Origin of the sequence: Agrobacterium sp. NPDC090283 (genome assembly GCF_044769685.1) — a bacterium.
Lineage (GTDB): Bacteria > Pseudomonadota > Alphaproteobacteria > Rhizobiales > Rhizobiaceae > Agrobacterium.
In genome coordinates, this window is sequence record NZ_JBIVYG010000003.1 from 232,956 (window position 1) to 252,411 (window position 19,456).

General features: G+C 59.8%; 17 protein-coding genes and 1 other RNA gene. 11 read left to right on the top strand and 7 right to left on the bottom strand.

Going from position 1 to position 19,456, the window contains the following annotated elements; genetic code table 11:
• Positions 1-129: 129 nt before the first annotated feature.
• The 3 genes from ettA (at position 130) to metF (ending at position 3,848) form a co-directional block, all read left to right on the top strand.
• Positions 130-1,779, top strand: a complete 1,650-nt coding sequence (ettA, locus tag ACIQUH_RS06615; RefSeq protein ID WP_400813283.1) for an energy-dependent translational throttle protein EttA — start codon at positions 130-132, stop codon at positions 1,777-1,779.
• A 160-nt stretch (positions 1,780-1,939) separates the two neighbouring features.
• Entirely contained in the window at positions 1,940-2,953 is a 1,014-nt protein-coding gene (locus tag ACIQUH_RS06620; protein ID WP_400813284.1) for an ArsR/SmtB family transcription factor, read from the top strand.
• A 1-nt stretch (position 2,954) separates the two neighbouring features.
• On the top strand, positions 2,955-3,848 hold the full coding sequence (gene metF / locus ACIQUH_RS06625; RefSeq protein WP_400813286.1) for a methylenetetrahydrofolate reductase [NAD(P)H]: 894 nt from the start codon (positions 2,955-2,957) through the stop codon (positions 3,846-3,848).
• A gap of 465 nt (positions 3,849-4,313) precedes the next feature.
• Here metF and ACIQUH_RS06630 read toward each other — a convergent pair whose 3' ends face one another.
• From ACIQUH_RS06630 to ACIQUH_RS06660, 7 genes are all read right to left on the bottom strand, one after another.
• On the bottom strand, positions 4,314-5,540 hold the full coding sequence (locus tag ACIQUH_RS06630) for a lytic murein transglycosylase (protein WP_400813287.1): 1,227 nt from the start codon (positions 5,538-5,540) through the stop codon (positions 4,314-4,316).
• A gap of 124 nt (positions 5,541-5,664) precedes the next feature.
• Complete coding sequence (locus tag ACIQUH_RS06635) at positions 5,665-6,444, bottom strand: GH25 family lysozyme (RefSeq protein ID WP_400813288.1); 780 nt, start codon at positions 6,442-6,444, stop codon at positions 5,665-5,667.
• A gap of 234 nt (positions 6,445-6,678) precedes the next feature.
• Positions 6,679-7,398 (bottom strand): class I SAM-dependent methyltransferase, encoded by a 720-nt coding sequence (locus ACIQUH_RS06640; protein ID WP_400813289.1) that lies wholly within the window; start codon positions 7,396-7,398, stop codon positions 6,679-6,681.
• Entirely contained in the window at positions 7,395-8,645 is a 1,251-nt protein-coding gene (locus ACIQUH_RS06645) for a DUF3419 family protein (RefSeq protein WP_059756626.1), read from the bottom strand. Before ACIQUH_RS06645 ends, ACIQUH_RS06640 begins: the two co-directional genes overlap by 4 nt.
• A 199-nt stretch (positions 8,646-8,844) precedes the next feature.
• Positions 8,845-9,927, bottom strand: a complete 1,083-nt coding sequence (locus tag ACIQUH_RS06650; RefSeq protein WP_400813291.1) for a transglycosylase SLT domain-containing protein — start codon at positions 9,925-9,927, stop codon at positions 8,845-8,847.
• A 136-nt stretch (positions 9,928-10,063) separates the two neighbouring features.
• Positions 10,064-10,699 (bottom strand): LysE family translocator, encoded by a 636-nt coding sequence (locus tag ACIQUH_RS06655; RefSeq protein ID WP_400813292.1) that lies wholly within the window; start codon positions 10,697-10,699, stop codon positions 10,064-10,066.
• A 52-nt stretch (positions 10,700-10,751) separates the two neighbouring features.
• Positions 10,752-11,963 (bottom strand): pyrophosphate--fructose-6-phosphate 1-phosphotransferase, encoded by a 1,212-nt coding sequence (locus ACIQUH_RS06660; RefSeq protein ID WP_400813293.1) that lies wholly within the window; start codon positions 11,961-11,963, stop codon positions 10,752-10,754.
• A 319-nt stretch (positions 11,964-12,282) separates the two neighbouring features.
• On the opposite strand from ACIQUH_RS06660, the gene ACIQUH_RS06665 reads away from it, so the two are divergent.
• The 8 genes from ACIQUH_RS06665 to rsmH all read left to right on the top strand — a co-directional run bounded on the left by ACIQUH_RS06665 (position 12,283) and on the right by rsmH (position 19,455).
• A complete protein-coding gene (locus tag ACIQUH_RS06665; protein ID WP_003522185.1) occupies positions 12,283-13,023 on the top strand; it encodes a DnaJ family molecular chaperone in 741 nt (246 codons plus the stop codon).
• Positions 13,020-13,799, top strand: coding sequence for an N-acetylmuramoyl-L-alanine amidase (locus ACIQUH_RS06670; protein WP_400813294.1), 780 nt, complete (start codon positions 13,020-13,022; stop codon positions 13,797-13,799). The genes ACIQUH_RS06665 and ACIQUH_RS06670 overlap by 4 nt, the downstream gene beginning before the upstream one ends.
• Positions 13,800-14,046: 247 nt before the next feature.
• Positions 14,047-14,586 carry a lytic transglycosylase domain-containing protein gene (locus tag ACIQUH_RS06675; protein WP_400813295.1) on the top strand — a complete coding sequence of 180 codons (540 nt, stop codon included), beginning with the start codon at positions 14,047-14,049 and terminating at the stop codon, positions 14,584-14,586.
• Between the two features lie 92 nt (positions 14,587-14,678).
• Positions 14,679-15,866, top strand: a complete 1,188-nt coding sequence (locus ACIQUH_RS06680) for an NAD(P)/FAD-dependent oxidoreductase (RefSeq protein ID WP_400813296.1) — start codon at positions 14,679-14,681, stop codon at positions 15,864-15,866.
• A gap of 59 nt (positions 15,867-15,925) precedes the next feature.
• Positions 15,926-17,116 carry an NAD(P)/FAD-dependent oxidoreductase gene (locus tag ACIQUH_RS06685; protein WP_400813297.1) on the top strand — a complete coding sequence of 397 codons (1,191 nt, stop codon included), beginning with the start codon at positions 15,926-15,928 and terminating at the stop codon, positions 17,114-17,116.
• A 56-nt stretch (positions 17,117-17,172) separates the two neighbouring features.
• An RNA gene (gene rnpB / locus ACIQUH_RS06690) (RNase P RNA component class A) lies at positions 17,173-17,574 on the top strand.
• Between the two features lie 400 nt (positions 17,575-17,974).
• Positions 17,975-18,415, top strand: coding sequence for a division/cell wall cluster transcriptional repressor MraZ (gene mraZ / locus ACIQUH_RS06695; protein WP_400813299.1), 441 nt, complete (start codon positions 17,975-17,977; stop codon positions 18,413-18,415).
• 14 nt (positions 18,416-18,429) lie between these two features.
• Positions 18,430-19,455 carry a 16S rRNA (cytosine(1402)-N(4))-methyltransferase RsmH gene (gene rsmH / locus ACIQUH_RS06700; RefSeq protein WP_400813301.1) on the top strand — a complete coding sequence of 342 codons (1,026 nt, stop codon included), beginning with the start codon at positions 18,430-18,432 and terminating at the stop codon, positions 19,453-19,455.
• Position 19,456 lies beyond the last annotated feature (1 nt).

Below are 19,456 nucleotides of genomic sequence, written 5' to 3' on the forward strand. Positions count from 1 at the left end.
ATCACGCAGCTTGTCATAATCATGGGGTCATAATCGTGCCAGAGGTTGCCCCAAGGTCCTATTTACCCTACATAGCGGCAAATTTCCCGATACGTACTCTTAAAAATCCGATGTGGAGCATTCGCTACAATGGCACGTCAATTCATCTATCACATGGCTGGGCTGAACAAGTCCTATGGCGCGAAGAAGGTTCTGGAGAACGTTCATCTCTCCTTCTACCCCGATGCCAAGATCGGTATCCTCGGCCCGAACGGCGCCGGTAAGTCGACCGTTCTGAAAATCATGGCCGGCCTCGACAAGGAATATACCGGTGAAGCCTGGCTCGCCGAAGGCGCGACGCTCGGTTATCTCGAGCAGGAGCCGAAGCTCGACGAAAACAAGACCGTGATGGAAAACGTCATGGAAGGCGTGGCGCATAAGACCGCCATCGTCGACCGCTATAACGAACTGATGATGAACTACTCCGACGAAACGGCGGATGAGGGCGCAAAGCTTCAGGACATGATCGACAGCCAGAACCTGTGGGATCTGGAAAATCAGGTCGAAATGGCCATGGACGCCCTGCGTTGCCCGCCCGGCGACTCGGCCGTGACAGGTCTTTCGGGTGGTGAGCGCCGCCGCGTGGCGCTGTGCCGTCTGCTGCTGTCGCAGCCGGACCTGCTGCTGCTCGACGAGCCGACCAACCACCTTGACGCCGAAACCATCGCCTGGCTGGAAAAGCACCTGCGCGACTATCCCGGCGCCGTGATGATGATCACCCACGACCGTTACTTCCTCGACAACGTAACGGGCTGGATTCTCGAGCTCGACCGTGGCCGCGGCATTCCTTACGAAGGCAACTATTCCGCTTACCTGCAGGCGAAAGCCAAGCGCATGCAGCAGGAAGCGCGTGAAGATGCGTCGCGCCAGAAGGCCATCAGCCGCGAAAGCGAGTGGATCGCCTCCAGCCCCAAGGCACGCCAGACCAAGTCCAAGGCGCGTATCAAGGCCTATGACGAACTGGTGGAAGCGGCGGAAAACCGCCGTCCCGGCGATGCGCAGATCGTCATTCCGGTTGCCGAACGTCTTGGCCGCGTCGTCATCGAAGCTGACAATCTGACGAAGTCCTATGGCGACCGCGTGCTGATCGAAAACCTGTCCTTCAAGCTGCCGCCCGGCGGTATTGTCGGCGTCATCGGTCCGAACGGTGCGGGTAAGTCCACGCTGTTCAAGATGATCACCGGTCAGGAACAGCCGGATAGCGGTTCGGTGACTGTCGGCGAGACGGTTCAGCTCGGTTATGTCGACCAGAGCCGCGATACGCTGGCGGGCGACAAGACCGTGTGGGAGGAAATCTCTGGCGGCAACGACATCATCAAGCTCGGCAAGTTCGAGGTGAACTCGCGCGCCTATTGCGGCGCCTTCAACTTCAAGGGCGGCGATCAGCAGCAGAAGGTCGGCAACCTCTCGGGTGGTCAGCGTAACCGCGTGCACCTCGCCAAGATGCTGAAGGCCGGCGGCAACGTGCTGCTTCTCGACGAACCGACCAACGACCTTGATACGGAAACGCTGGCAGCGCTCGAAGAAGCGCTGGAAGCCTTCGCCGGCTGCGCCGTTATCATCAGCCACGACCGTATGTTCCTCGACCGTCTGGCCACCCACATTCTCGCTTTCGAGGGTGACAGCCACGTGGAATGGTTCGAAGGCAACTTCGAAGACTATGAAAAGGACAAGGTCCGCCGCCTCGGCCCGGAAAGCATCAAGCCCGGCCGGGTGAGCTACAAGCGCCTGACGCGCTGATCCTTTTCCGCATCGCTTCAGAAAGGCCCGCCGCAAAGCGGGCCTTTTCTTGTGCAATAAATGGAGTTGATGGCGGCGCAGGACACTTTGCGCTTGCATCGAACGCCACATCGACATAAAGATATCTTTATATCTTGATTAGCTTGCGAGGCGCAGCAGAGTGGCGTTCGGTCTGGACAAATTGGTGGATATCCTGAAGGCGGCGGGTGAGCCGACGCGCTTTCGTTTGCTCGCGCTTCTTTCGGCCGGCGATCTGACCGTTACCGATCTTACCGAAATCCTCGGCCAGTCGCAGCCGCGCATTTCCCGCCACCTCAAGCTTTTGACGGAAGAGGGGCTGATCGAACGTTATCAGGAAGGTGCCTGGGCCTATTTCCGTTTGCGGCAGGATGGCGAGCCTGCGGGCGTCGTCCGGCAGCTGCTTGGCGCCGCATCGCCCTCCGACGCCGTTCTCCAGCGCGACAGCGAGCGGCTTGCCACCGTCAAGCGGGTGCGGGCGGAGCGGGCGCAGGATTATTTCAGCCGTAACGCCTCCGCCTGGGACGAGCTGCGCCGCCTGCATGTCAGCGACGAGGCTGTGGAAGGCGCGCTCCTGAAACTGGTGGGCACCACGCCGGTCGATTCGCTGCTCGATCTCGGCACGGGTACCGGCCGTATCCTGCAGCTTCTGAGCGGCATTTATCGCCGTGCGATCGGTGTGGACGCCAGCCGCGACATGCTGTCGGTGGCGCGCGCCAATCTCGACAAGGCGGGCGTGGTCAATGCCTCGGTTCGCCATGGCGATATTCTCAATCTGCCATTGGAAGGTCAGGATTTCGATCTGATCGTCATCCATCAGGTTCTGCATTTTCTTGACCAGCCGGAAATCGCGCTGTCCGAAGCCGCGCGCATGCTGCGGCCGGGCGGGCGGCTGATCGTCATCGATCTTGCGCCGCATTCCTTCGAATATCTGCGCGACGAGCATGCGCATGTGCGGCTCGGCTTTTCGCATCCGCTGATGGAAGAATGGCTGAAAAAGGCCGGGCTGTCTCTGGAGCGCGCCGTCGATCTTCATTCTGAAAAAGCGTCCGACGAAGCTCTGGACGTGACGATATGGGTTGCCCGCGACCAGCGGCTGCTGATGGCAGACGATGTGGTGCAAGAGGCGGTTTTACTTCGCTCCGGGAGGGCATGATATGTTGAGGTCGGAAACCGCACGCCGTGATGGCGATATCCGGTTGTCTTTCGAATTTTTCCCGCCCAAGAATCCCGAGATGGAAACCCAGCTCTGGGAAACGGTTGCCGAGCTGAAGAAGTGGAACCCGGATTTCGTGTCCGTCACCTATGGTGCCGGCGGTTCCACCAAGGCGCCGACGCTGGATGCGGTGCGCCGCATGATCGGCGACAGCCATCTGGCCACCGCCGCGCATCTGACCTGCGTGGATGCCAGCCGTGACGACGTGCATCAGGTCATCGAAGAGTTTCGCAATGCCGGCGTTCGCCATTTCGTGGCGCTGCGCGGCGATCCCTCCACCGGCATCGGCACGGCCTATAAGCCGCATCCTGAAGGGTATGAGAACGCCGCTGCTCTGGTGAAGGGGCTGCGCGAAATTGCCGACTTCGAGATTTCCGTTTCGGCCTATCCGGAAAAGCACCCGGAAAGCGCAAGCGAAGCTGTTGATATCGATATGCTGAAGCGCAAGGCCGATAATGGTGCAACGCGCGCGCTGACGCAGTTCTTCTTCGATAATGACGTATTCGAGCGTTATATGGAGCGGGTGACGGCGGCGGGCATCACCATTCCGGTGGTTCCGGGCATCATGCCGATCCAGAACCTCACCCAGCTCAAGCGTTTCGCCGGCCGCTGCGGCACGAGCATTCCCGGTTTCCTGGATGAGCGGTTCGAAGGTTATGACGACGATCTGGAGGGGCGTGCCCGCGTGGCCGCAGAGGTTGCCGCCGAGCAGATCGCCGATCTGCAACGACGCGGCGTCAACGAGTTCCACCTCTACACCATGAACCGTGCTCCGCTGGTTGATGCGGTGCTTGAAAATCTCGGGCTGGAGCGTCTGCGCCGCAGCGCCGCCTGATTTCACGCAGCGGATGACCGACATGAAAAAAGCGCAGGTCCCTCAGGGCCTGCGCTTTTTAAACTCGTGTCATCTACGGTTCTTATCTGCGTTTGGTCTTCACGTCTCGTCAGATGAAAAGCATCATCGCTACGAACAAAAACGCCAAACCGACTGCCAAGGCATTGAGAGATTTTGTAAGTCCCATGGGTGCCTCCTGTTGTTGACAGGTTCGATAATATGACCGTTTTGTGGCAGTTGAAAAGCGGTTTTTGTGATGCAGTGCAGCACGTCTGCAGACGGCATAAAAAAGAAATTTCTGTAATTATTTGAAATTAAAAGATTATTTTCTTATCACGCAGTGCTTCATATGTTTAAAAAAAGTAAATGACCGGGGTGTTATCCCCAGTCATCAGGTCGAGATTAACACTTTATGCCTTGATTCCGTCCGACAGATTAAGGGCCGGAAGGCGCCGTTAAGATTGCTTAAAGCGCCTGCAGAAGCGCGGTCGAAGGCCAGCCATCGGCGGGAAGTCCGAGACGCTGCTGCTCCTTCTGGATGGCGACACGGGTGCCGGAACCGAGAATGCCATCCACCTTGCCGACATTGTGTCCGCGCGCCTCAAGCTTGGTCTGAAGCTCCTTCATGGTCGTGTCGTCGAAGCCGGGCTCGGGATTGCCCTTGTTGTAGACGGGGGAGCCCATCAGGCGGGTGGCGAAATAGGCGGCCGAGGTCGTGTAGATGAACGACTGGTTCCATTCCAGATAGATGTTGAAGTTCGGATAGGTGATGAAGGTCGGTCCCTTGCGGCCCTGCGGCATGATGAGGGCGGCGGGCAGGGAGGCAAAGTTTTTGTTGCCGTCACGCGGGGTCACGCCGAGCGCAAACCACTCGCCGGCGGTAAGCGGGCCGCCGAGTCCGGATTTTTCCCAGGGCAGGTTCTCAGGCAGCGATACTTCCTGAATCCAAGGTTCGCCCTTCTTGAAACCGAGATGCTGGATGAATTTCGCAGCCGTCAGGATGGCATCCGGGGCGCTATCCTTGACGTTGATGTGGCCGTTGCCATCACCATCAACGCCGAAAGCAATGATGTCCTTGGGGAGCATCTGCACCTGGCCGATTTCACCGGCCCATGCGCCGGTGTTGGAGGTAGGATCGAGATCGCCATGCTGGACCATTTCGATCAGCGCCAGCAGCTGCGGACGGAAGAGTTCCGGGCGGCGGCAATCATGCGAAAGGGTCACCAGCGCGTTGCGGGTGTTGAAATCGCCCTGAACGGCGCCGAAATCGGTCTCCATGGCCCAGAAGGCGGCGATGACGCCGGCCGGGACACCGAATTCATTTTCGGCGCGGGCGAAGGTGGAAGAGAGTTCCTGCAGTTTCTTGCGGCCGATATCGAGGCGCGCCTGGCTGACGGTGCGCTGGGAGAATTCCAGGAAGGTCTGGCGGAAGACACCCTGCGCGCGGTCACGCGAGAGCACCTTAGGGTCGATCTGTGCGCCGGCAAGCGCCTTCTGGATTGCATCGGCCGGAATGCCCTTGGCGAGGGCGTCGGCTTTTACGCCTTCGAGAAATGCGCCGAGATCACCGCCGCAGGCAACCTGCTTGGGATCGTCAGGCGAGGCCACGGGCGGCGTGGCGAAAGCGGAGCCGGTGGAAAGAAGCGACAAAGCGGCGGCAAAAACGATGCTGCGCGACCGGAAGGTGGACATGGGAATTTCCTCAATGGGTTGTAAGGCCCGCTTTACCCATATGTTTGCGACAAAAAAACGGGTCTCGCGGTCTGGCGATAGGTGAGAACGCGGTTTTTTTGAATGTGTTGCTTCTTGGCCGTGTTTATTTGGCGGAAGCGACCCATTTGCGCCAGTTTTTCTCGCTGCCGGCAAAGACGTTGATATCGGTCGGGCCGTTCACGCCGGGCACGACACCGGTTGCCGTATATTGCCAGAAGGCCCATTGCCGGTCTTCGTAGATCTTGGTCGGATGCGCGGCAACCGAGCGCACCCAGAAATGATAGTTCTTGAACTGGCCGACGAGATTGTCGCGGTGGAAATCGACCGAGGTATAGATGATCGGGCGTTTGCCGTAATGCGCCTCGATGCGGTCGAGGAAACGCTGCATCTCGGCGCGAACGATGCCGGGTGCGGGACGTGTCTTGCAGGTGGGGGAGGCGGGGTTCCACTCCACGTCGAGAACCGGCGGCAGGGTGACGGCTTCCTTCGGCACGTTGCGAATGAACCAGTCGGCCTGGGCGTCTGCCGTCGAGCAGAAATAATAGAAGTGGTAAGGCGCGTGCAGAACATCTGCCGCCGCCGCGCTGCGCCAATGATCGCCGAATTTCGGATCGATGCGGTCCGACCCCTCCGTCGCCTTGATGAAGACGAAGGACACGCCCGACTTGCGCACGGTCTGCCAGTCGACATCGCCATTCCATTTGGACACGTCGATGCCGTGCACTTCGTGGCGGTGCGGGTTGTTCATACCGAAATCCTGGGGATCGGTATCGGAAAATTTCGGTTTGGAAACGGATGCGGTTTCAAGCAGGTCGTAACTCGTGGAGGTGCAGCCGCCGATCAACAGCATAGCCGTGAGTAGTGCCGATAAACGCAGCCGCATTGGAACCCTGATGAAAATGTTGACCATCCCACGGCCGCGAATGGGCGTACCGTATCTCCCGATTTGCGCATAACATGGTAAACAAAGTGATATGGCAAGGGGCAACGTGCTTTTTGCACCTCGCAAGTCGCTGGATTTGAAGCGATTTGCGGTTTTACTGCAGAAATCTGACCCAGCAGCAACCCTGAAAGCGACACCCCTTGCGGCCAGGTGCGATGCGCAAGCCTTCGGGAATCAGGCGTCGGCCAATATGCGGTGGATTTTCGGCTGCTGCGCTTCAACGACCGGAAGAGTGATGATCGCCCGCCATGCATAACCCCGGGCAATTTCCTCGAATTCGAGATTGCCGTCAAAACGGCCGGCCATATTGGCCAGAACATAACGGAGATTGGCGCGGGGCGTGACGTGAAAACGCGTGAGCCAGGCTTGCAGAAGGGTGCGGAACCACTTCGGCAATTGTTCCTGCTGACCGAAATCGACGATATGCAAGGAGCCGCCGGGTTTCAGCGCCGTGAGCGCCTGTTCGATCGCCTTTTCCCAGTCCGGTATCATCGACAGCGCGTAGGGGATCATGACGCGGTCGAAGCCGTCGGGCTGGCCGAATTCTGAAGCGCGAAAAGCGGTGGCATCGGCCACACGCAGAATGGGGCGCTCCGCCTTGCCGGAAAAATTCTCGGACGCGGTCAGCAACATTTCGGCGGAGATGTCGAGGCCGAAAAGCTTCGCGTCCGGAAACTTGCGGCTGGCGAGCAGCAGGTTGCGGCCGGTGCCGCAGCCCACCTCCAGCAGCGTGCCGCCCTTCGGCACGTCGAGGCCGGAAATGGTCCTGTCGCGGCCGAGAAGGTAATATTTGCGGGTGATATCGTAGATATGCCGCTGGTGGCGATACATGCGGTCCATCAGGCTCGCATGCGCGCTATCTGCAAGGCCCACATTCTCGCCGATGGTTTTCATGCCATAGCCCTCTGGTAAATATGGAAGCCGCCATAAATGGCGGAGCGGTCCATGGCGTTGAGCTCGTTGGAGCGCTCTTCGAGATAGACCCACTGGTTGCGGATATCAGGAGAAAGCCGGCCTTCGATGACGCTCTTTTCGGCTGCGGTGCGGAAGATGACGCGCGCGCCCGAAGCGGCGGTGCGGCTGATCTGCGACCACAATTCGTTGAGCTGCGTGTCCGTCATCCAGTCCTGCGCATCGAGGAGGATATAGCGGTCGACGGCGCTTGCCGGCTTGCGGGAAAGAAGCTCGGTATAGGTGGCGTGGTGTACGGCGACGCGCGCCGTATTGTTGCGGATCGTCTCGTAATATTCCGGCTTGAGATAGGCGGGCAGCGCGCCCTCATGCGGCTCGGGATAACGGCGCGCGAAGGCCTGCCAGGCGAAATAATTGTCGCTGAGCGGGAAGTTGCAGGCGAGCTTTTCCAAGCGCTCCTTGAGCACGGAGGCAACCGTGCCATTGGCGGAAAGGCTCGCCAGCTCGTCATATTGGCGCGGTGGAATGCCGAGGCCGAAGAGCGAGCTTTTGCGCTTCGTCAGCCAGCGCACCACCGGCTTGTCGAAAAGGGGAGCAACCTTGCTGTCGAAAAACTGGCGCTGTTCGTCCAAGGTGCGGGTCTTGGCCATTTCGGTGAGCTTCACGCCATGCAGCCGGGCCATGAGATGGCCGGCGCCGATGAAGCGGCCGAGCAGGCCGGTGCGATAGATGTTCCTGTCGAACACCGAGATGCGGCGGCGGCCGGAAAGGGTGCGCTTCGACCAATAGGCCTTTGTCGTCGCGTCGAGATGCTCGGCGATGAAGCGGTCGTAACCGTGGCTGTTGCTGCGGGTGTTGGCGCGGCCAAAGTGCCGCACCACATCCTGGTGCGCCGGCAGATGGCGGAAGGCGGCGAGCTTCAGCTTGTTCAGCGCGATGTGATGCGGGTTGAGGTCAACCACATCGATGCTGGCGGGGTTGCGGGAGAGATAGGCCAGCATGTTGCAGCCGCCCGAACCTATGGTGACGATGCGGTGGCCCTCGCCAAGCTCCATCGCTTCCATGTCGATTTCCGGGTCTTCCCATATCTGCGGATAGACGAGGCCGGAAAAGAGGACGCCGAAGAACCGCTCGGACAGACCGCTTTTGGAGAGTGCCTTGTGCTGGAGCAATGCGGACTTCAGTTTCGTGTTCTTGCTGAAGCCGGTCTTGGGTGCCGCACTCGTCATATGTTCACCTCTCAGTCGATTGAGAGGCGTCTACAGCCGTGACACTACAATTTGATGACAGGGGCTGTGGGCAAAGGCGGGGAATAGGGAAGACGGTGGAAAACCGGCCGGCGCTGTCCAATCAGCATGACGAAATGAAAACACCCGGCGGCTTAAGAAAAGCCGCGTGGTTGCACTCGCATAACAGAGCCGGAGGCCATCACTTGCGCAGAACGTGCAACATGCCCTTGCGCTTGGCGTCGTAATAATAACCACGAGCATAAAGCCGGACCGCGTTATCGCGGTCGTTGCCCGCCACAACCCATGCGCCGCGCAGATATTTGACGGCATATTTGAGATTGGTTTCGGCATCGAACAGGCCGGAGGCGGGGCCATCGAAGCCCATCGAGCGGGCGGTGGCGTGCCGGATCTGCATCAGGCCGAAATTGCCGCTGCTATAGGCACCGGGATTATAGCGGCTTTCACGCTGCACCACGCGGTGAACCAGATCTTCCGGCACGTCATACATGGTGGCGTATTTGGTAATCAGCCCGCTCAGCTTTTCGCGTCCGGCCGGCGCAGAATTGAGCGGCGCCGTCATTGATTCGTTCTGACGGATGGCGGCAAGCGCGGCATTGGTCGGGCCGGCGGCATAGGCGAGAACCGTGCTGTCCGGCTTCGGCAGCGGAATGACTTTCCGTTCGGCCGTCAGTTCGGTGCCGATGGAGGGCGAGCCGGGCGGCGGCGGTGCCGGCGGGAAGCTGCCCTTGACGGCAACCACCTGCGGCAGATCGGCTGCGGCATTGTGGGCGGCCGGTCTTGCCGCCAGATCCGCCGTTTCGATGGCTGTCGCCGCTGGAGTGGCGCTCGTCGGCGCAAGGGCTGCGGCCGTTGTCGGTGCAGATGTCGTCACGCTTGCCTGAGCGACTTCGTTCTGCTGCGGCTGCATCTGGGCGGCGATGGCGGCGGCTGCGGCAATTTCAGAAGCCGGCGGCAGAGCCACGCGTCCGCCCTTGACGGCGACGGCGGTGGGAAGTGCTGCAGGCTGGGAAGAGGTTGCGGTTTCGGCGGTCTGCACTGCCGCTGCTGCCGGGGTCGCGCCCGCTGCGGCTTCGGCCGTTGCCGGCTGCGCCGATGTTTGCGCAGGCGTGGCAGCGGGATTGATTGTTGCAATCTTCGGGCCGTCCGGCCCTTCCTTCGCGGTATATTCGACGCTGGTGCATGCGCTCAATGCCAGTGCCAGACCCACGGTGGAAGACAGAAGAAGTGCACTTCTTCCGCGGAATTTTCCCGAATTTCGCATGTTGCCGCCTTCGTTATGCCTGTCTTTCGATACCCCCGCGTCGAGCGAAGCAGGCAGTGTCCCGTCGAGCCTTCATTAACCTATTGTAAGGATAGCGGCAAGCCGGGACGTTTCTCCCCGGCTTTCGGACGGTTTTTCAGGCCGCGATGCGCCTGTATCCGGCGCTGACGGCGCGGCCGGAAATGAAGTGGGTGCGGTATTTCGGCCGGATTTTTTTATCGCCCGACATGCGGCGCACCAGCGCCAGAGTCGAACCGGCAAACAGCGCCTGCGCGGTTAAAATCACAAGCGCCAGAAGCAGGATGGCGGCCTGCGCCATGGCAAGCGTTTCAATTGCATTGCCGGAGGTTGACACGAATTGCGGCAGCAGTGCGAGAAAGAAAGCGAAGTAGCGCGGGCGCAGGGCGGCAATGGCGTAACAATCACGGAAGATACCGCTCCAGGATTTGCCCGGCAGATTGTCATTGTCGGCATTGGCCGCCTGGGCGGCGGGGGTGGCGAAGGTCCACAGGAGGAACAGCATCAGCCAGCCGATACCGGCCCATTGCACGATTTCCACGAAGGATTGCGGCAGCCAGACGAGGCCGGCCACCGGAATGGCGGAAATCGTCATGGCCGTGACGATGCCGAGCGCGCCGCCGATAACGGAGGCGAAGACCGTCTTTTTGCCGCGAATGGCGGCATAGGAGGCGACAGAGAATACAAGGGGAGAGGGGAGTGCGAACACAACGGCACATGCTGCACAGAAAATCAGCCAGGCCTGTCCAGACATTCTCTTCCTCCTTGCCCTCCCTGTCGCCGTCTTATTTTAGACTATCGTAAAATCAGGCCGCTGTGAACGGCTGACCGACGTGTTCCATCACTTCGGTAAACCATTTTGCAGAGAGGTCGAAATGCTTTCCGCCCTTGATACGCGGAAACTCGATGGTTCGCAATTTGCCATTCTGGTCTTCGTCATGGCCAGTGACGCCGGAGACCTTGTTAAGCGCGCTTTCGACGGCGAGATCGACCATGCCCTGGATGAGGCGAAGATCGTCGCCATTGGCAGCGGCGGAGCGGGCGAAATAACCCGACTTCTGCACCATGGAACGCTCGGCGCCGATAAGGCCGGCGAACTGTTTCTGGAACCAGCCGCCGACATTGATGGTGTCGATCTTCACATGGCCGAAGGCGTCGCGCTTGACGGCTTCGCCGGCAGCTTCCCGTTCTGCGACAATGGCATCGAGGCCGGCACCTTCGGAAACGAACAGCGTGACATAGCCGTTTTTGTCCATGACGTCCTTGAGACGTTCGGCTTCCGCCTCGATGTCAAAGGCCATTTCCGGCAGATAGATGCCGTCGATGTTCTTCATCTGGGTGTTCATCATCAGGCCTTCGACATAGTCATTGCCGCTGGTCTTCTGGATATAGGCGCGGGCGGTGGCGGCCGTCAGCCAGCCGCAATGGCGGCCCATGACTTCGTGGATGACGAAGGTTTTCGGTGCGGCGCTCTGCTCGTTGCTGACATTGTCGAAGAAGGCGGCGCCGACTTCGGCCGCCGTCCAGGCACCGAGCGACTGCTTGATCGGCACCACGTCATTATCGACCGTCTTCGGCAGGCCGACGACGGTGAGGTTGTAGCCGTTGGCGCCGAGATAGGCGGCGAGGTCCGCAGCCGTCGTATTGGTGTCGTCACCGCCGATGGTGTGGAGAATGGTGACACCGTCAGCCGCCAGCCGGTCAGCCGCGACGCGCAGCGGATTGTCGCCTTCCTTGACCAGGCCGCGCTTGGCGCAATCGGCGGCGTTGGTGAGCTTGACGCGGCTGTTGCCGATCGGCGAGCCGCCGTAACGGTGCAGCAGATGCGCCTTTTCGCGCATGTCCTTCGTGATTTCGATGCGGTCGCCCAGAAGCACGCCCTGATAACCGGAGCGGTAAGCGATGATGTCGATCTCAGGCGCGATGTCGCTGTAGCGTTCGATAAGGCCACCCACGGCCGAAGAGAGACAGGGCGCAAGGCCACCCGCGGTCAGCATTGCGACTTTCTGTTTGGCCATCATGGCTCTCCTTTTCACATATACCCAAAGACATGTCTGGCAAATGGATGCGACAGCCGCGTGTAGGTGTAAAGTGAATTTATGAAGAACAATGCCGATTTCTCGCGGTTTTTCAGCGGCTTGGGCAAAGTGGCGGAATATAATCGTTTCAATCGGCATGGCCGGTGGCCGGTTCCCCGTCGTCTGTGGAAAACCATGACCCCATCGTGTGCCGCACTCTTGTTCCTGAAGCAAAACTGTCGCAAAGATGAATAAAAGTTAATGCCGCCGGTCCTCCGGACATATTGCATTCGCGGCAATATCCCGTCATGCTTGTCGCATGATGTTCGATTTCGCCTGTCTGCAAATTTCATCCCTGTGGGAACGGCTGCTCGGCGCAATCGGCGACGCGGCAGGCGGTGCGCTCGGGCGCGTGGTGGAAGCCATCCGCACCCTGTTTGAGGGTGACCCGGAAACCCGCCGCAAGGTTTCCTTTTCCGTGGCCATCATCGCACTTTCCGCCAAGATGGCGAAGGCCGACGGTGTCGTCAACGATGCCGAGGTGCGCGCCTTCCGGCAAATCTTCGATTTCCCGGAAGAAGAAGCCAAGAACGTAGCCCGTCTTTATAACCTCGCGCGTCAGGACGTTGCCGGTTACGAGGCCTATGCGGAGCGGCTTGCTGGTCTGTGCGGTTCCGGACACGCCAATTGCGAGATGCTGGAAAGCGTCATCGACGGTCTGTTCCACATCGCCAAGGCCGATGGGCTGATCCATGAGCGGGAACTGGCCTTCCTCGGCCGGATCGCGGAAATCTTCCGTATCACCGAAGATCACTTCGAAACGATCATGGCGCGGCATGTCCATATGGACGGGCGCGACCCCTATCGCGTGCTCGGCGTTTCGCCTTCCGACGATTTTTCCGATATTCGCCGGCGTTATCGTTCGCTGGTTGCCGAACACCATCCTGACAAGCTCATTGCACGCGGCGTTCCCATGGAATTGCATGCGGCCGCGAATGAGCGTATGGCGGCTCTCAACGCCGCCTATGCGGCCATCGAGAAAGAACGCCGCGTCGCATGAGTGAATGTCTGCCGGATTTTACCCCGGATTTCGGGGGCGCAGCCGTTGCGCCTTCGCCTAACCATGGCGAAAGGCTCGATGTGGCCGGTCCCGATATTATCCTGCTGCACTATACCGGCATGACGACGGCCGATGGCGCGCTGTCATGGCTCTGTAATCCGGAAAGTCAGGTTTCCAGCCATTATTTCGTCTTCGAGGATGGGCGCGTCGTCCAGCTCGTGCCGGAAACCCGCCGTGCATGGCACGCGGGCAAAAGCATCTGGGCGGGGAATGAGGATATCAATTCCCGCTCCATCGGCATCGAGATCGCCAATCAGGGCCATCCCGGCGGCCTGCCGGAATTTCCGAAGAAACAGGTGGAAGCCGTCATCGAATTGTGTCGCGATTGCGGCCAGCGCTGGTCTATCGCCCCTGAAAGGGTGCTGGCGCACTCGGATGTCGCGCCGATCCGCAAGGTCGATCCGGGTGAAAAATTCCCGTGGGACATCCTGTCGCAGCACGGTGTCGGCCATTGGGTGGAGCCCGCGCCGATCCGTGGCGGCCGCTTTTTCCAGCGCGGCGATCATGGCCAGCCGGTCGAAGCGCTGCAGTCGATGCTGTCCATCTATGGATACGGCGTTGAAATTACAGGTGCTTATTGCGAAAAAACCGAAGGTGCCGTGGCTGCCTTCCAGCGGCATTTCCGTCCCGCTCTGGTGGATGGCATCGCCGATTTTTCCACCATCGACACGCTGCACCGGCTGATCGCCAGCCTGCCGAGATTTTCGGCCGCTTAAACGCGAATTATGGAAAAGCGTTCCCCTTTTTATCGCTCTTCAAGTCGCTTTTTTTGTTGTGCCACAGTTAATCCGCATTGAGGAAGTTTAAGAACGTCACTGCATGCGGTGACGTTCTTCAGGGGAACCTGCCGTCAATATCAATCAAGGAGACCGGACAGCGGAGGGTCGAGATCGACTTTCCGGGCGCAGATTATTTGTGTCGCTTCATTGTTTCTGTCATCCGATCTGGAGACTTTTTCTACATATGAACAGGGTTGTTGTTGCTGTCGCGGCGAGCGTTGTTATGCTCGCTTCGCAGGCGGGGATTGCTTTTGCCAAAGACGAGGACGTCAAGACCAAAACCGTGACGCTGGAGACCTTCTTCCGCAAGCCCGGTTATCCCATTCCCGAAAAGAGCCTGCCTTCTTCGCTCAGAAACGACTATTCCGATCTGATCGTCAAATATGCCAAGCGTTACGGCGTTCCCACCAATCTGGCGCATGCCGTGGTTTCGGTGGAAAGCAAGTTCAACCCCAAGGCCCGCGGCAGCGCCGGCGAGGTCGGGCTGATGCAGATCAAGCCGGCAACGGCGCGGATGATGGGCTATCGCGGCACGACCAAGGCGCTCTACGATCCCGAGACCAATATCCGCTGGGGCATGCAATATCTGGCGACGGCGCATCAGCTTGGCGGCGGTCAGGTGTGCAGCACGATCCTGCGTTACAATGCAGGCCATGGCGCCACCCGCATGAACCCGGTCTCCAAGCGCTATTGCGGCAAGGTGCAGGCGCTGCTGGCCGGCTGAGGCCGCCATCGTTCATCTGCGAAATTGCGAAAAGCGATTCCGGTTCGGGCCGGCATGCTGTAGTCAGAAGCAAATCTGATACGGAGCATGACATGCCGGATTTCAAATATATCGTGGTCGGGGCCGGGATGATGGGAGCGGCCGCGGCGCGGCATCTCTCCGTGCAAACGGATGGCGTGGCGCTGATCGGGCCGGGCGAGCCAGCCGATCGCAAGACCCATCAGGGCGTGTTTTCAAGCCATTACGATGAAGCGCGCATTACCCGCGGGTTTGACGGCGATCCTGTCTGGGCCGAACTCGCGTTGCGATCGATCCAGCGTTATGCGGAGATCGAAGCGAAAAGCGGCATCCGCTTTTTCACCGAAGCGGGCTGCCTGTTCACCGGCAACGGCAAGGGGCTTGCGGGAGACTATGTATCGCGGGCGCTGTCCTCGGCGGATCGTCTTGGTCTTGATGTGGAAACGCTTGGCAACGCTGCGCTGGCCGACCGATTTCCAATGTTCTCGCTGCCTGCCGATCATGGCGGTTATTTCGAGGCCAGCAATGCCGGCCACGTCAATCCACGGGCGCTGGTGAAGGCGCAATGCGCGATTGCCGGAGCGCAGGGCGCGCGGCTTGTGCGGGAGACGGCGGCGCATATCCGCGATACCTCTCATGGCGTGGAGGTTTCGACGCGCGAAGGCGCCGTTCATACCGCCGAAAAGGTCATCGTCGCGGCGGGTGGTTTCACCAATATGGCGGAGCTTCTGCCGTCACCGGTGGATATGGCGGCCACGGGCCGCACCATCGTCTTTTTCGAACTGGATGAGGCACGGCAGGCCCTTTTTGGTGCGATGCCTTCGACCATCGTACTGGCGGAAACCGAGGACGATATCGTCTACATCCTGCCGCCGGTACGTTATCCTGATGGCAAGGTCTATCTGAAGATCGGCGGCGAGAGCGAAAAGGGCCGGCTTGAAACGCTTGCGGAGGCGGTGGACTGGTTCCATTCGGATGGTACGCCTGGTGAGGTGGAGTTCCTGAAAAAGCGGGCCTTATCCTTGATGCCGGAGCTCGCCGGTTGCTCGGTCACTTCAGGCTCCTGTGTCGCCTCGATTACCCGCAGCGGTTATCCCTATATCGGCTATACGCAATCCTCCAATATCGCGGTGCTGACAGGCGGCAATTTCGTCTCCGCCAAGTCTTCGGACGAGATCGGACGGCTGGGCGCGATGCTGCTTTTGAACAGACAGCTGACCGAGGATGAATTCGCCGCCGAAATATCGCCGGTTTTCGTCTGACATTCAGGGAGGAAGCGGCTACAAGGTTGCGACGGAAATGAGCGGGTGAAGAGGGCGGCATGTCGGGACATTTCAAATACATCGTCGTGGGTCGCGGCATGATGGGTGCGGCTGCCGCCCGCCATCTGGCCGAAACGGTGGATGGCGTCGCGCTGATCGGTCCCGGCGAACCTGCCGACATCAAATCGCATCAGGGCGTCTTCGCCAGCCACTATGACGAGGCGCGGATTACCCGCACCATCGATGGCGATGCCGACTGGGCCCTGCTCGCCAACCGTTCCATCGCACGTTATGCCGATATTGCCACACGCAGCGGTGTCGAGTTTTACGCGCCGGTCGGTTGCCTGATGGTTGGACCTCAACGGGGCGGCGCCAATCCCTTTGTCGACGATGTTCTGAAAGCGGCGGCTCGGCTCGGCGTTTCCACGGAACTGCTGGATGACCGGAGCCTTAAAAGCCGCTTCCTCTATTTCTCCTTCGAACAGGGTTGCGAAGGCGTGTTTGAGAGGGACAATGCCGGTTACGTCAACCCGCGCGCGCTGGTGAAAGCGCAGGCCATATTGGCGGGAAAGGCGGGCGTTACGCTGATCGACGATATTGTCGTCTCGACGCGGGAAGAGGATGGCCGTGCATCTGTGCGCACGGCTTCCGGCGCGATCTATACCGCAGACCGGGTGCTGGTGGCGGCCGGCGGCTTCTCGATCACCAAAGATCTGCTGCCGCAACCAGTCGGGCTTGATGTTTATGCCCGTACCGTCGCTTTCTTCGAGATAGACGAGGATTACCTCGGGCAATATGCGGACATGCCGTCGCTGATCTATGAACCGCGTGATACGACCAAACATATCTATCTCCTGCCGCCGGTGCGTTATCCCGACGGAAAATTCTACCTGAAGATCGGTGGCGATCCGGACGACAAGAGGCTCGGCAGCGATCCGGAAATCCGGGAATGGTTCCGTTCCGGGGGACGCGAAAGCGTGCGCGATCATCTCTCGGGGATTGTCGGAACGCTGGTGCCTTCCATCGATCTCTCGCGGGTCTCGATGGCCGCCTGCGTCGTCTCCAAAACGCAAAGCGGTTATCCGGCCATCGGCTTCACCGCCTCGCCGCGCATCGCGGTTCTGACCGGTGGCAACGGCACGGCGGCCAAGAGTTCCGATGAGATCGGCCGGCTCGGTGCTGTGCTGCTGCGGGACGGGGAAATCGCCGACGGGGCCTTCTCGACGGATTTCAAACCGGCATTTCTTTGATCTTTCTCTGCGCTTTTCGGTGGCTTTCGTTTCGGAACATGGTTATGCAGCCCATGCCAGTTGGCCGGGCAGCCGCGCTTTACCAATGTCGAAAGACGGTAAGGTGAGGAAAGTCCGGGCTCCACGGAAATACGGTGCCGGATAACGTCCGGCGGGGGCGACCCCAGGGAAAGTGCCACAGAGAGCAAACCGCCATGCATCGCATGGTAAGGGTGAAAGGGTGGGGTAAGAGCCCACCGCGCTTCTGGTAACAGCGGCGGCAAGGTAAACCCCACCGGGAGCAAGACCGAATAGGGATGACACGGGGCGGGCGAAAGCCCGTTCACAGCCGGTTTCCGGGCCCGTCATCCGGGTGGGTTGCGCGAGGCGGCATGCAAATGCCGTCCCAGATGAATGGCTGCCACGTTCCGGGTTAAACCGGGGCCATACAGAACCCGGCTTACAGGCCAACTGGCGAATTTTCCTTTTCGGCTCCAGAGCGGGAGTTCCGAAAAGACGTAATCATTCTATTGTTTCATAAAGGAAAAATTCTTGTTTCACAGCGCCTTTCCGCGCCGTGAAAGCGTATCGACGCGCCTGAAGTAAACCATTCGTTAAACTTAACGGCTTATGAATTTCCGATGCGAAGTCGGTATCGTGCCGGCTTCTCCCATTGACGCCCATAGTGTCCCATGATATCCCAAATGCACACCACATTGGGTCGTGTTTTTGACCCGCAATCGCTGAAACGAGTGAGGAGCCTACGAGGGGCTGCTGCAGGGCACGTCGCCCTGGCGCTTGGCGATGTGTCGTGCGTACCGGTGTCGGCTGCGGAGCGGATGGATCGCTTTGCGGCATGCGGTTTTGGCGAGTTGAGTAATGGACCGCTTTTTATCGAACGTGACGAACAGAATCGACGCCAAGGGGCGCGTTTCGGTTCCGTCTCCGTTTCGTTCGGTGCTGGCGAGGCGCGGCATTCAGGAGCTTTATTGTCTTCAGGATTTCGCCTTTCCGGCGATCAGTGTCGGCGGTCCGGATCTGCTGGAGCGCTACGAGCGGCAGATAGCGTCCATGGATGCCTTCTCGCCGGAGGCAAACGCGATGTCGCTGCTGGTTCACGGCGGCGGCGTTTTCATGAAGCTCGACCAGGAAGGTCGATTGATGGTGACGGATTTCGTGCGGGAATTCACCGGCATATCCACCGAGGTCACCTTCGTCGGACGGGCGGATCATTTTCAGCTTTGGCAACCGAATGCGTTTCTGGCGGCGCAGGCGGAAGCAAGAGCGGGGCGCGGTTTTTCGGCTGCTCGCCCCGCCTAGGACGGGGACACGGAATGGCGGCGAATTCTGGCGGACGATCTTCTGATGCCGATGGCGGACCTCAGCGTCACATCCCGGTCCTGCTTCGCGAAGTCATTGCCGCGCTGGAACCTGCGCCCGGCAAGATCATTCTCGACGGCACGTTTGGTGCCGGCGGTTATACCCAGGCCATTCTCGATCAGGGTGCAAATGTCATCGCGCTGGACCGCGATCCGACAGCGATCGCCGGTGGCCAGGCCATGGTTGCCAGCAATGGCGGCCGGTTGAGCCTCATCCAGTCGCAATTTTCCGATCTGGCCAGGCACGCCCCCGAGGGTGGGCTTGATGGCGTCGTTCTCGATATCGGCGTTTCCTCCATGCAGATCGACGAGGCCGAGCGCGGGTTTTCCTTCCAGAAGAACGGTCCGCTCGACATGCGCATGTCCGCTTCCGGCGTTTCGGCGGCCGATGTCGTCAACCGTGCGAAGGTCGGCGATCTCATTCGTATCTTCGGTTTTCTAGGTGAGGAAAAGCAGCCGGGTCGCATTGCCCGCGCCATCGAGAAGAAGCGGGCGGAGGAGCCCTTCCGCACCACCCGCGATCTGGCTGGTCTCATCGAGATCGTCACGCCGCGTAAAGCCAAAGACAAAATTCACCCCGCAACGCGGGTGTTCCAGGCGCTTCGCGTTTTCGTCAATGACGAGCTTGGCGAGCTGGCGCAGGCTTTGTTTGCGGCCGAGCAGGTTCTGAAACCCGGCGGCCGGCTGGTCGTCGTCACCTTCCATTCGCTGGAAGACCGCATCGTCAAGAAATTCTTCTCCGACCGTTCCGGCAAGGCCGCCGGTTCCCGGCATCTGCCGATGGTCGAGGACAAGCCCGCTATTTTCGATGCTATCGGCAAGCCGATGATCGCTGCCAGCGACGAGGAGGCGGAGCTTAATCCGCGTGCCCGTTCCGCCAAATTGCGGGCTGGCCTGCGCACCACCGCACCGGCACGGGCCGCGGATTTCTCGATCTTCGAACTTCCCGATCTCGCCAGCCTTGAAAAGATGGGAGGCTGAT